This is a genomic window from Bacteroides sp. HF-162, from assembly GCF_015679285.1.
GTDB classification, from domain to species: Bacteria; Bacteroidota; Bacteroidia; order Bacteroidales; family Bacteroidaceae; genus Bacteroides; species Bacteroides uniformis.
This window is the reverse complement of the sequence record NZ_CP064937.1, coordinates 874,902-888,427: the sequence shown is the minus strand read 5'-3', so window position 1 is coordinate 888,427 and position 13,526 is coordinate 874,902. Positions and strand designations below refer to the sequence as shown.

Below are 13,526 nucleotides of genomic sequence, written 5' to 3'. Positions count from 1 at the left end.
CACTTTTTGCACATGAAACGGAGAACGTGAGCAAAAAAGCCTTATTTTTGCTCGCGTTATTGATTCCGAATATAATGTTAAATACAAATATACTATGAAAAGTAAGGTTCTTGCATTGATTCTATTATGCGGTGCCGCCTCGTTGGGCGCCAAAGTAAAACTGCCTGCACTGGTGGGCGACAACATGATACTCCAGCAGCAGACTGAAGTGAAACTGTGGGGAACGGCTGCTCCGGAAGCCGAAGTACGCGTTACGCCTTCGTGGAACGGACAGACAATGACTTGCCGTGCCGATAAGGATGGCGGTTGGACGCTTGCCGTGGAGACTCCGGCAGCAGGATACACGCCTTATGAGATAACTTTTGATGACGGAGAAAAAACTACGTTGAAGAATATCCTAATCGGTGAAGTATGGCTTGCTTCCGGCCAGAGCAATATGGAAATGCCCCTGAAAGGTTTTGCTGGCTGTTGCATCATGAACGGAGCGGATGACATCATAGCTTCTGCCGAGAATAAGGGGGTGCGTATGTTCACCGTTCCCAAGCACCAGACTTATGAACCGCAAACCGACTGCAAAGGTAGCTGGAACATATCTTCCATAGAAACCGCACCCGATTTCAGTGCGACGGCCTACTATTTTGCCACTTCGTTGAGCCGTGCCCTCCGGATTCCGGTCGGCATCATCTGTAGCGCTTACGGTGGATCCACTGTAGAAGGTTGGATAAGCCGTGAACTGCTGGAAAACTATCCAGACATATCTCTCAACCCCGATTCCATCGAACGCCTGCATCCCATGCTCCGCCCCATGCTGATGTACAATGCCATGCTGAAGCCGCTTCAGAACTATACCATCAAAGGGTTCATCTGGTATCAGGGAGAGTCGAACGTAGGTCGCCATGAAACATATGCCGAACGCTTGGCCGACATGGTGCAGCTGTGGCGCAAGGAATGGGGGCTGGGCGAATTGCCTTTCTACTTTGCCGAAATAGCGCCGTACGCCTATGGAGGTACCCAGCAAGAGAAAGCTGCTTACCTACGTGAAGCACAATTCCGTGCCCAAAGCCTGATTCCGAACAGTGGTATGATTTCGACAAACGACCTTGTAGAGCCTTATGAGATATACAATATCCATCCCCGCAACAAGACAAAGGTAGGTCAACGCTTGAGCTATCTGGCATTGAACCTTACCTATGGATTGAAGCAGATACACTGTTTCGGCCCACAATATAAGTCATGGACTGTTAAAGGCAGTGAAGCATGGGTTTCCTTCGACCATTTGGAAATGGGTATCTGTCGCAACTATGACCTTCGCGGTTTCGAAGTGGCGGGTGAGGACCGTGTGTTCCATCCTGCCGACAAAGTATGGCTGCACTGGCAGACGAATGAGGTCGTGATTTCTTCGGAAAAGGTGCCCAATCCCGTTGCCGTGCGCTATTGTTTCCGTGATTTCCAGGTCGGTACAATGATTGGCGGGAACGAACTACCCACTATTCCGTTCCGTACGGATAATTGGTGAAAGAACGAAAAGTGTATAAACACTTTCATTATACTATAATATTAGGCGCGGGTTACGCGGAATCACACGGATGCAGTAAACTAAATCCGTGAAATCCGTGTAATCCGCGCCTAAAAGAAAACATCCAGAGGGTTTTGTTCCCCCCTCTGTCTTTCTTATTGTTTCAGCAACTGTTCTGCTGCAAGTACCAGGAACATATAGTGGGATGAACCTCCTCCCAGCACATACTCAGTTTGCTGCCAGAGGAACGGGAACGTGAGGAGTTCCGGGAAGTCGGGACGGATAAGCGCCGTGCCGGAAATGACCCCACCGGGAATGTACGACCAGTCTGCGCGGTTCAGTCCGTAGCCCACAGTGGCCGATTGTGCGCCGACACCCGAGGCGAAGGAAGCCTGGTTGGAGCCCGGGTGGCATCCGAGGATGAAGTTGAGGGCATTGAATACCGGTGCTTTCGGGAATATTTCCGGATAGGCGGTTGTCAGGAAGTAGTGCTGGAAGCCGAAACGCTGTATATCCCAGCCTGCACCCCAGATGTTCGGACGGTAGGGAACGCCATAGGGAGTCTCCTGCACTTGTTTGTTCAGTTCTTGTTCATATCCGGTCAAAGCTTTGCGGAAAGCTGCTGAAAAGGCTTTGGCTTTCTTGTTCTTCATCTGTGCGAACAGTTTTTCCACACGTGCCGTGTACCAGCCGATGCCGCCTATCTGCTTGATGATGAGCTCCTGGTTGTCCAGAATGAAGTCCATATAGGGTTGTTCGCCGGTGGTGAGGTACAGCTCTACGGCTGCCTGCACTTTGGGGAACAAGGCTCTGTTGTTGCCGCTTCCGGTAGAAGCATATACTTTGCGGGCAATGTCGAGGCAATGCACACTCAATGTATCATTGAAACCTTTCAATACACGTGATACGGCAGCCAGCTGGGCAGCTGTCGACAGTTCCCGTCCGGGGTTATCCTCCGTAAATATCCAGCGGTCGTCTTCATTACCGATTTTCCCGTCGGTCATGGCGGCGGCATCACCCAGAAGTACGTACTGGCGCAGGTCGTTGCAGATGATTCCTCGGTAGAGACGTCCCAGTGCCAAGTAGCCATTGACTACCGTAAGGGCGCCGTTCTCTACTTGTTGCAGCAGGTCATTCTTGCCGTCGGGCTGGTGAATTTCCGTCACGCGGTTGATTTGGTCGATGGAAGTCACGTCGAGATTCGGACGGAAAGCTTCGTAGGCCAGTGCCAGGATATAGGATTCTCCGGCTTGGGATTCGATGCGGAGGTCAAAGTCTCCGGCATCGTGCCAGCCGCCTATGTTCACTCCGGGAACCACTTCACCCGGTTTGAACTTGGAAAGGCCCTCTTTCTGGTCGTAGCCGTCGATATGATTGTGTGCCGGTGCCATCTGGGCATCGTCCATGTGGCAGCAGTCGTGCCATACGCGATATTTCTCGTTGACGCGCATGTGGCACATCTGTACGGGAAGGAAGTATTCCAGTACGGGTTGCCATACGCCACGGGCATATACGTCATTGTCGATGCGGAAGATGGGAGACACGGAGGTATTGTATTTAATCTTATAAAGCCCCGGTTCCTTTACATCTGTGAAGTTTACTTTCAGATAGTTATACCTCAAGAATTTACCCCAGTTGGCAGGAGTGACGTTCTTGACAACCTTTTCGCCGTCGGCATCAATGCGGATGATTTGTGCCGTTTCCTTTCTGTTGTCACGTATATCCATTTCGATGACGGCTTCCTTGTCCTGAGTGGGATGATAACCTATCTGTGAAGTCTGGATAACCGGCTGATACATCCAGTCGGCCACTACGTTCGGAGTGATAATCCATTTGACGGCACCTTTGGTGACACCCGGTTTTATGTTGCTGCGCAGTACGAACCAGCCGTTGTTGTGGTTCATACGCCCGTCAAACAGTTGCAGGTCACCGCTCAATGATTCGATGGTAACTTTGTTGTAAGGGTCATCGGGCCGGGAGGTGAACTTGGTTCCTTTGGCATAAGGTTCGCTGATGATGTCGTCTGCCACAATCGGGCTGTAACCTTTTCCTATCAGTTTGTCCATGTCTGCCAGCGATTTTTTGCCGTCATGGTAGTTTCCTGTATGCAGATAGTTGGGCTGGGTTGTCATCAGGGGGGAGTTGGGCTGTTGCGGGAAGATGCCGCTCTGACCGTCCATAATCCAGGGCTTGCCGAAGAGGGAACCCGGGAAGAATTCAAGGTTGAAGCCCACTTTTCCGATGAATTCCTGGGGAATGGGGCGGTCAAGATCTACGGTCACCTCTATGTTTTTACCTTTGCTTTCCACGTTTACCGTATATATAAGGTGGAGGTCCGGGTAAATCATCGGGTTGAATCCGGTGAGATGGCGTGAGGAGTCGGGATAGCACAGCGTGGCGGTGATGCTGTTGTCACCGAGCTTCCGGTCGAGCTGTTTCGGTACGGGTTGCCATTGTCCGGGTGTGGCTTCCAGACGGATATCTCCATTCGTCGCCACACGGTGTCCGTTCATGATGATACATACCCCTCCTTGGTGTCCTTCGGGATAGATATCATCAAAAGCCATGACGTCGACTCCCTGGTTCTTGAAATAACCGGAGGATGTCAGCTTGAAGTCTTGCGCATGCAGCGTACTGCTGCCGCAAAGCAGTGCCAAGACTGATGCAAATAGGAAATGTTTCTTTCTCATAGTATCTATTTTTGAGTTACGAAATTTTCTACTAATATACGGACTAAAAAGGAAACGGATGGCTTTTGTTTGTAGCCAATAACGTTATGAAATGTGTCTTTTTCCTCTATTTTTATGATATTCATTGTTATATTTGTCATACAATGGTGTTTGAACTGCCAGATACCAACGTTTGAGCTAATAAAAGCTGATGTCTGGTAAAACAAGGACTCAGTACCCAAAAACAGCCTTTATCGGAACCAATTGTATCCATTGAAAAAGGATGGTAGTGAGTAGTGGCAACTTGTTTTTTTGTACATTTGCAATGTAACTATGATTAATTCCTTAAATCGCTATATTATGAAACGTATGTTTTCCGTTTTTTTGCTGATTACAGTATGGTTGCTGGTTACACCTTTCCTGCAAGCACAGTCACACGTAGACAAGGTTTTAAAAGATGAAATAACCTCGGACTTGAAAGAGAATATCCTCTCTTTTTGGGAAAGATACAGCGTAGATTCTTCCGGAGGCTTTTATGGTTCATTGGGACGTGACGGTGCCCCGATAGCGGATGCTCCCAAAGGTGGTGTACTGAATGCCCGCATCCTTTGGACTTTTTCAACCGCCTACCGGATGTATGGCGATACTGCCTACCGTAAATTGGCTGACAGGGCGCAACGGTATTTCATAGACCACTTCATTGATTCGCAGTATGGAGGCGTATATTGGCTGATAAAAGCGGACGGTACCCCATTGGATACGAACAAGCAGACTTACGGCTGCTCTTATGCTATCTACGGTTTGTCCGAACATTTTAGAGCAACGGGCAACAATGAAAGCCTGCAAAAAGCCATAGAACTTTACCGGACCATGGAGAGCAGAATCAAAGACCCCGTAAACGATGGTTATATAGAATCTTTCACCCGCGAATGGGGAGTTCCCCAAAAGCTGGGATATGATGGAGATGGCGTTGCCACCAAAACAATGAATACCCATATCCACGTATTGGAGGCATACACAGCTTTATATAAAGTATGGAAGGATAATGGCCTACGCGAACGTCTTACAAAAGTAATAGATTTGATAATAACCAAGCTCTACAATCCACAAACACATCACCTGATATTGTACTGTGATTCGAATTGGAACAATCTGGATGACATCGACTCTTACGGGCATGACATCGAAACTTCCTGGTTGCTGACGGAAGCTGCAGAGGCTCTGGGTGACCCGGAGGTTATCGGGAGGTGCAGGAAGGTAGCATTGGAACTTGCAGACGCCTCCTTGAAAGAGGGCATCAACCCGATGGGCGCCATGATGTACGAACGGCATAAGGACAAAATCAGGAAGGATGCTTCCTGGTGGTGCCAGGCGGAAACTGTGGTCGGTTGTATCAATGCCTGGCAACTGACTGGTGAACAATCTTATTTGGACAGTGCCGTCCGCACTTGGAACTTCATCAAATCACGGATGATAGACAAGGAGTATGGTGAATGGTTCAGAACGGTGCTGGAAGATGGAACTCCCCGCTACAAGGAGCCTAAAGCAAGTATGTGGAATTGTCCCTATCATAACAGCCGTATGGGGTTTGAGATTGATACCAGACTGAAATGACAACCTTTTATAGATTTGATATTATGAAGAATTTACGAATTTTCCAGTTTGGAATAGTTGTATTGCTGTGTGGTATATTATCTCTGCCGCTTTCTGCCCAGACGGAAGTGATGGCATGGAGCAATATCACGGGTGTCCGTGTAGACGGTGAATTGATAGACTTTGAGTCATCCCTGCGTGTCGGAACCTTGAAAGGAGATATGGAGATTACTGGAAAGGAGAAGCAGGTCCGTCCCGTTTTCCATCGTGAGGGGGATATGCAGGAAGTGACGACTACTCTACGAGGTGTAAAGTTCCATCAGAAAGTGACTGATAAGGGAAAAGGCTTGGTGGAGATTTCTATTGATGCGCTGTCGGACACTACTTTGAACCAGACAGCCTATTACTGTATTGCTTTAAGTCCGGAAAACTACGTTGATGCCAAAGTAAGGACAAGTGGCAGGAAGCTGACCGTTACTTCGGCCAATAGGAAGTTGGAATTCAAGTTCAATAAGTCTGTAAAGGCCACGGTTGAAAAAGAGTCTACCGGTACTGTTGTGTATATCTCGCTGATGTCGATTCTGAAAAAGGCTGGGAGAACAGCATTGTCTATGGAACTGCGTGCTTCCGGAGTGATAGATCACAGTGACGCGGAAATTACATTGGATATGCAGAATCCGGGAAGTTTGTTTGCAGGCTTTGGAGGGAATTTCCGCCTGCAGAATCCTGCTGCCGACCCTAAAGTGATAGATTACTGTCTGGAAAATTTGCGCGTAGCTTATGGCCGTGTGGAATTTCCGTGGAGATTGTGGCAACCCGAAGAAGAATCCGATCCTATTGCCGTGGCACAGAATGGGGGACTGAACAAGCGGGTGGAGGAAAGTCTCCTCATGGCAAAGCGCTTGAAGGCAATGGGAATGCCGGTAATACTAAGCTGTTGGTTTCCGCCTGCATGGGCCATTGACGGAGGTCCTGCAAGTTATGCCCGTCAAGGTGGTGTCATTGCTTATCGTCTGGATAGCCGGAAAAAGGAGAAGATTTATAAATCCATGGCAGATTATCTGTTGTATGCTAAACAGCATTATGGTATTGAGTTCTCCATGTTCTCGTTCAACGAATCGGATTTGGGTATTGATGTCCTTCACACGCCGCAGGAGCATGCAGATTTCATTCAGGAATTCGGTGCTTATCTGGCAGGGTTGAATCTTCCTACCCGTATGCTGCTTGGCGACAATTCGGATGCTACGACTTTTGATTTCATCCTTCCTGCTTTGAACAATCCTGAGACTCATAAGTATATTGGTGCAGTTTCTTTCCATTCATGGCGTGGTTGTGATGATGTTACGTTAAGGAAGTGGGCGGATGCTGCCAAAGCGATTAATGTACCACTCTTGGTTGGTGAGGGTAGTACGGATGCCGCTGCTCATGGTTATGCCGAGATATTCAATGAGTCGACGTTTGCACTTTATGAAATCAATCTGTATACGCGTATTTGTGCTATTTGCCAACCACTGTCCATCTTGCAGTGGCAGCTCACTTCAGACTATTCGTTGTTGTGGGGAGACGGCATTTATGGCTCCAAAGGTCCTTTGCGTCCTACACAACGTTTCTGGAACATTAAGCAGCTGGCCTCCACTCCGGCCGATGCCTTGGCCATTCCGGTCAGTAGCAGCAAGAAAAACGTAAACTGTGCGGCTTTCGGAAATATGGTGCGTGGGGAATATGCCGTCCATATGGTCAATAATGGGGCGGATTGCGAGGCGGTCATCTCCGGTATCCCTGCAGAAGTGAAGGAACTGAAAGTCTATGTGACCAATACAAAAGACTGCATGAAGGAAACTGCAGTGAAAGTGGAGAATGGGCAGGTACGGGTACACTTGCCGGCCATCAGTTTCATTACCTTATTGTCTGATAAATAGTTTTGAAATAGAATAATATAAATGATTACTAAAGAATAGTGATATGAATATAACTACATGTCTGTTTACAGTTCTGGGAGGGATGGCCACTTTAGGGCATCCTTCAGAAACTATACGTTTGAATCAGTTAGGGTACTATCCCCAGCAGGAAAAAGTAGCTGTGGTGAATACCGGTGAGGTCCGTGAATTTACCATAGTAGATGCAGCCACGGGTAATCGGGTATTTTCCGGTAAGCCCGGATATATTGCTTCATCTGCTTGGTCGGATAAGAGCAGGACGATATTGGATTTCAGTGACATCACGGCACCGGGAAACTATTTTCTGATGGTTAACGGAGATTCAGTGGCATTCGAAATAAAAGAAAGAGTACTGTCCCCTTTGGCCGATGCAGCTTTGAAATCTTTCTATTACCAACGTACGGGCATGCCCATCGAAGCGACTTATGCGGGTCGGTGGAGCCGTCCGGCAGGCCATCCCGATGACAAGGTACTGATACATCCCAATGCTGCCGGGCCGGAACGTAAGGCGGGAACGGTGATTTCTTCTCCGGGAGGATGGTATGATGCCGGAGACTATAACAAGTATATTGTGAACTCCGCCTATTCCATTGGACTGATGCAGGCGATTTATGCCCGCTTTCCTGATTATTTTATCCGTCAACAGGTGAACATCCCGGAAAGCGGAAACCACACGCCCGATTTGCTGGACGAGATGTACTATAACCTGAGATGGATGCTGACTATGCAAGACCCTGCCGACGGAGGAGTCTACCACAAGCTGACTACCCCTTCGTTCGAGGGATTCATCAAGCCTACGGAGTGTAAGCAGCCTCGTTATGTGGTTCAGAAATCAGTAACGGCGGCATTGGACTATGCTGCGGCTTTGGCGCAGGCTTCTGCCTTGTTTACTCCTTACGAAGAGGATTATCCGGGCTTTTCGACAGTGGCTTTACAGGCTGCCGAACGTGCTTACGCCTGGGCAGAAGCGCATCCGCAAGCGCTCTATCATCAGGACCTCCTCAACAAGCAATATCAACCTGCCGTGGTTACGGGAGCTTACGGTGATCGTAGTGCCGATGACGAATTCTTCTGGGCGGCTTCCGAGCTCTATCTTGCTACGGGAAAGCCCGTTTACCGGGAACAAGTGAAGAAGCATCTGCCGACTGCATATAAGACTCCTTCTTGGGGCAATACCACTGCGTTGGGCGTGTTTGCCTGGCTGCAACCGGGCAGGGAATATCAGGGTGAAGACGTGGAATTGGCAAATGCCATGAAAGACCTGTTACTGGACTATGCTGTCGAGGCTGTGCGGGGTGCTGACCGCTCTCCTTTCCATGCTCCTTACGGCAACGATGCCAAAGATTTCTTCTGGGGATGCCTTGCCGAAGGGTGTGCTAACCAAGCCACTTCACTGGTTTGCGCCTATTTGCTTACGGGCGAGAAGTCGTACCTGACGAACGCCTACCGCAATATGGACTACATTTTAGGAAAGAATGCTACGGGATATTGTTATGTTACCGGTTTCGGGATGAAGAGTCCTCTGTATCCGCACCATCGTCTTTCTACATCGGATGATATAGAGGCACCTCTTCCCGGTTTCCTGGTTGGCGGTCCCAATCCTGGGCAGCAGGATGGCATTGCTTATGCTTCCAACCTGCCGGATGAGTCTTATGCAGATGTGGAGGGTTCGTATGCTTCCAATGAGATAGCCATTAATTGGAGTGCCGCTTTGGTGGCGTTGGTGTCTTCGTTGGATGCTTTGATGTCAAAATAATGTTGCTATTCAGCCTGCTGCCTTATAAATTCGGATGGGCTGATGTTGAACTCTTCTTTAAAATGTTTGGAGAATACCTTGGGGGAGTTATACCCCAAGGTATATGCAATTTCCGAAACTTGCATCTGGCTTTCTGTCAAGAGTTGTTGTGCACGTTTCATACGGATGGTCCTGATGAATTCGATGGGTTTCTTTCCCGTTATCTTAATCATTTTCTTGTAGAAATAGCTGCGTGATATATTCAGGCTGCTGGCCAGCTCCTCGACGGAAAACTCGGTTTCGCTGATATTGTCCTCTACAATCTGGATGGCTTTTTCCACCAGCTGCCGGTCAAGGGGAGTGATGGTGATACGGCTTGGCTCGATTTTAATGTCCTGATTGAATATTTCCTGACGTTTGACGTTCATCTCGATAATCTTGTTGATGCGCAGCTTGAGGACTTCCATATTGAAAGGCTTGGTGATATAGTCGTCTGCACCAACGCTAAGCCCTTCCAATTGGTGTTCTTCACTTGCCTTAGCTGTCAGGAGGATAATGGGGATATGGGAGTAGCGTATGTCATTCTTGATGGTTGAACATAGTTCCAGACCATCCATCTCGGGCATCATGATGTCACTGACCACTAAATCAATATCTTCCTTTTCCAGTACATTTAGTGCATGTTTTCCGTTTGTGGCTTTTAATACATGATACTGCCTGGCAAGACTTTCAGAGAGAAATTTCAAGAAGTCGTAGTTGTCATCTACGAGTAGTATGGTGAATGGATGGGATTCTTCCTTTATTTCCGGTTCTTCGACCGGTTCTCCGTTTTTGGTTTCATTACTGTTCTGGTGCAGGGGTAGGGTAATCAGGAATACAGAACCACAAGGCTGGTTATCCCTGACACAGACAGTACCCTGATGCATCTTTACGTATTCGGAAACAATGTGCAGTCCAATGCCGCTGCCTCCGTTGCTCGACTGGTTTTTGCTCGACTGATAGAATCTTTGGAATATTTTCTCCTTGGCTTCATCCTCTATGCCGCAACCGGTGTCGGTAAAGGTCAGTTCCAGATTTGTGTCTCTTACGGCAATATCCAGTGAGATGCTTCCTTTATTGGGAGTGAACTTGAATGCATTTGACAGGATATTTGTGCATATCTTGCGTATCTTGCCATAGTCAAAATCCATGAATACAGAATGTTGTGGAGCGGTAAGGCTATAGCTGATGTTCCGTTTCTGTGCTATCGGATCGAAAGAGTGGAATATTTCACTCAGAATGATAAGGATGTTGTCATGTTTGCATTTCAGGGTTTCAGCCTTGGCATCCAGCTTTCTGAAATCCAGCAGTTGGTTAATCAATTCCAGCAGATAGTCGGCATTTTGTTTGACTATATCCAGAATGCCTTTACGATATTCGGGATGGTCTACGAAAAACTCTTCAAGCGGATTGATGATAAGTGACAAGGGAGTCCGCAGTTCGTGGCTTATGTTGGCAAAGAACTGCAGTTTCATATTGTTGATTTTCTGCTGCCTTTCATTTTCCACCTCGATGGCCTGCATGATTTGTTTCTGCTTTTGGCGTAAGCGCAGATTGCGGATAATGGACAGAAGGATACACAAAATGATACCGGTATATATGGTATAGGCCCACCAGGTGCGCCACCAAGGAGGGAGTATCTTTATTTTCAGTTCCTTGATGTTGGGGCTCCATATGCCTTGTGAGTTGCATGCCTTGACGGATAAAGTATAGTTTCCGGCAGTCAGCATGGATAGGTTTACTTTGTTGTTTTCGGCATAAATCCAGTTGGAATGAATCTTATAGGCATATTTTATCTTATCCGTTTCCACCAGGTCGAGAGCGGAGAAGGACAGAGTGAATGAATTTTCCTTTTCAGTGAAGGAAAGGTGTTGTGCACATTCAAGTGAGCTGCCGTTCAGGATGTCCGGATGGGGCATTCCGGATTTGAACTCAATACCGGTAAGGTAAATGTTGGCATCATAACTTGTGGTCAGGATGTCTTGTGGAATGATAGTCTGGTAACCTTGAGGAGTACCTATCAGTATATTGCCGTTCTGCAGTTTGAGGATGGCGTGGACATTGGTATCGTTGCATATCAGTCCGTCGCTTACGGAGTAGTTCACGATGGTGTATGTATCGTTTGTTATTTTGATTCGTGAGATGCCGTTGCCGGTGCCAATCCACATTTGGTTGTTGTTGTCTTCCGTGATGGCTCTGACGAGATTGGCGGCAAGCCCGTTTTTCTGGTCAAGGAAGTAGATGGAGTCGTTCTTCTGGTTCCATATGCTCAGTCCGTGTGGATGTCCTATCCAAAGAAGGTCCCGGCTGTCCTTATAGACAGTGAGCATATTGTTCTCCTTGAAACGGCTGGCTTCGGCGTATATATTATAGGCTTGGGTTTCCGTATCGATAATAATGAGTCCTCCTCTGGTTGCTACGTAAAGGGTGCTGTCTTTGTCATAGTACATATCACGGACAAAGAATTCTCCCGGACGGTACAAGATGGTGTCAAACTGCCCGGTTTCCGGATTTAACCTCTGTATATATCCTTTCATGGTACCTATCCAGATGTATCCGTGTTTGTCCACCTCTACTGTATACACATTGTTTTCGAGAAGCTGGCTGTTGTTTACCGTGTATTGTTTGATTTGCCCTTTCGAGTAGCATAGCAGTCCTTTCTGGAAGGTGCCTATCCATAGGCGGTTTTTGGAGTCGATGGATAAGTCGACTACAATATTGGCGGGAGTTGCTATCTTTTCGTATGAATCGGTCACCAGTGAACGTCGGATTAGTCCCGTACCGTCTGTTCCGTAGTAAATGGATTCCTGGCTTGTGTCTTCGCAGAAGGTTAGGATATCATCATATTCCAGGGATTTGTTGCATAGTATGATTTGAGACATGGGGCTATAATAGGAAATACCGTGTTTGAAATTCCCTATGTATATGGTTCCGTCTTTGTCCCGGTAAATGGTATTCAGATTGTTGCTGGCAATGGTGTGCGGTTTCAATGGATTGTGCACCAAGTTGGTAAGAGATTTGGTCAGGGCGTTGTAAACGAACAACCCCATATGGCTGGTAAGTATCCATACGTTGCCGTCTCCCAGGTCGAGGATGCGTTGCACGCGATTGTACTGTATGTGGGTGTTATTGTTTAGGCTGATGTTCTCCCATTGCTGTGTAAAACTGTTCTTGTGCAAAAGCAGGCTGTTTTGGAAGGTGTATACCCATAGGTTTTCGTTTTGGTCTATGTAAATGTGTGGCTCATGATTCTCCAGCAAAGGTCTATAGATGGCGGGAATGGCTATTTCCTTGACTTCGGAAGTCTGCTTGCTGATACTGTATAGGATACCGTTGGAGTACATTATATAAATGAACTGGACACCTATATAGAGGCTTGAAATCTTTTCAACTGCCAGTGGATAGGCTTTGATGGAGCTGTTGTCCATGCTTCGTATGTAAAGTTTGGAATAGTCGTAGGCCCAAAATTCATTCTTGGAGGTTTTTCCCATCCTCAGAATGTTTTTACTGGGGATTTGCAGCCCATCGAGTATGGGTTTATAGTCATTGTCGAATTTACCGGTCTTATAATTATAGATACTGTAGCCGCTGGAAGTCCTTATCCATACATTGTCGTCCGGTCCTTCGAAAATTTCGCTGATGGCATCGTCCGGCAGGTTGGAGTTGTTCTGGTAATACTGCTGGAAGGAGTAGCCGTCGTATTTGTTGAGTCCTGATTCTGTCCCCACCCAGAGGAATCCCCTATTGTCTCTGTAGATGCTTCGGATACTGTTGTTGGAGAGTCCTTCTGTTGTAGAGAGCTGCTTGAACATGACAGCCGGCGGGATTTCCGTTGAGTTACCTTGAACAGTAAGGAGAAAGGTCAGGTTGCATATAAGGAATAGGAGCAGTTGTTTCATGTATTTTCTTTATTAGAAGGATTAACAATATTGTAACTGCAAACTTAAATATAATCCTCCGAACGAGCAAGGGAAGATTTGCGTATTCGCGTGGGATGATATCCTCCGTTTGGTGAAAAATAGTATGCATTTTGTTTC

General features: G+C 47.4%; 6 protein-coding genes. 4 read left to right on the top strand and 2 right to left on the bottom strand.

Features of this window, described 5'->3' with window-relative positions:
• The first annotated feature begins 94 nt into the window (after positions 1 to 94).
• Positions 95 to 1,516: a sialate O-acetylesterase gene (locus ITJ87_RS03500; protein ID WP_117965012.1), complete on the top strand. Its 1,422-nt coding sequence runs from the start codon at positions 95 to 97 to the stop codon at positions 1,514 to 1,516.
• 155 nt (positions 1,517 to 1,671) lie between these two features.
• On the opposite strand, the gene ITJ87_RS03495 is transcribed toward ITJ87_RS03500, so the two are convergent.
• Entirely contained in the window at positions 1,672 to 4,206 is a 2,535-nt protein-coding gene (locus ITJ87_RS03495) for a glycoside hydrolase family 9 protein (RefSeq protein ID WP_117965011.1), read from the bottom strand.
• Positions 4,207 to 4,545: 339 nt separating this feature from the next.
• On the opposite strand from ITJ87_RS03495, the gene ITJ87_RS03490 reads away from it, so the two are divergent.
• Genes ITJ87_RS03490 through ITJ87_RS03480 form a run of 3 tightly spaced genes read left to right on the top strand, consistent with a single transcriptional unit; the run spans position 4,546 to position 9,471 of the window.
• Positions 4,546 to 5,799 carry an AGE family epimerase/isomerase gene (locus ITJ87_RS03490; protein WP_044469000.1) on the top strand — a complete coding sequence of 418 codons (1,254 nt, stop codon included), beginning with the start codon at positions 4,546 to 4,548 and terminating at the stop codon, positions 5,797 to 5,799.
• A 23-nt stretch (positions 5,800 to 5,822) separates the two neighbouring features.
• The gene (locus ITJ87_RS03485; protein WP_227204112.1) at positions 5,823 to 7,697 is read left to right on the top strand and encodes a hypothetical protein; all 1,875 of its coding nucleotides are present in this window, start codon (positions 5,823 to 5,825) and stop codon (positions 7,695 to 7,697) included.
• A 43-nt stretch (positions 7,698 to 7,740) separates the two neighbouring features.
• Positions 7,741 to 9,471 carry a glycoside hydrolase family 9 protein gene (locus ITJ87_RS03480; protein ID WP_117965007.1) on the top strand — a complete coding sequence of 577 codons (1,731 nt, stop codon included), beginning with the start codon at positions 7,741 to 7,743 and terminating at the stop codon, positions 9,469 to 9,471.
• 5 nt (positions 9,472 to 9,476) lie between these two features.
• Here ITJ87_RS03480 and ITJ87_RS03475 read toward each other — a convergent pair whose 3' ends face one another.
• Entirely contained in the window at positions 9,477 to 13,388 is a 3,912-nt protein-coding gene (locus ITJ87_RS03475; protein WP_117974396.1) for a two-component regulator propeller domain-containing protein, read from the bottom strand.
• Positions 13,389 to 13,526: the final 138 nt, after the last annotated feature.

Excerpts from the sequence above, each read along its gene's own strand:
- ITJ87_RS03490 (WP_044469000.1), top strand. The coding sequence starts at position 4,546 with ATGAAACGTATGTTTTCCGTTTTTTTGCTGATTACAGTATGGTTGCTG.
- ITJ87_RS03500 (WP_117965012.1), top strand. The coding sequence starts at position 95 with ATGAAAAGTAAGGTTCTTGCATTGATTCTATTATGCGGTGCCGCCTCG.
- ITJ87_RS03495 (WP_117965011.1), bottom strand. The coding sequence starts at position 4,206 with ATGAGAAAGAAACATTTCCTATTTGCATCAGTCTTGGCACTGCTTTGC.
- ITJ87_RS03485 (WP_227204112.1), top strand. The coding sequence starts at position 5,823 with ATGAAGAATTTACGAATTTTCCAGTTTGGAATAGTTGTATTGCTGTGT.
- ITJ87_RS03480 (WP_117965007.1), top strand. The coding sequence starts at position 7,741 with ATGAATATAACTACATGTCTGTTTACAGTTCTGGGAGGGATGGCCACT.
- ITJ87_RS03475 (WP_117974396.1), bottom strand. The coding sequence starts at position 13,388 with ATGAAACAACTGCTCCTATTCCTTATATGCAACCTGACCTTTCTCCTT.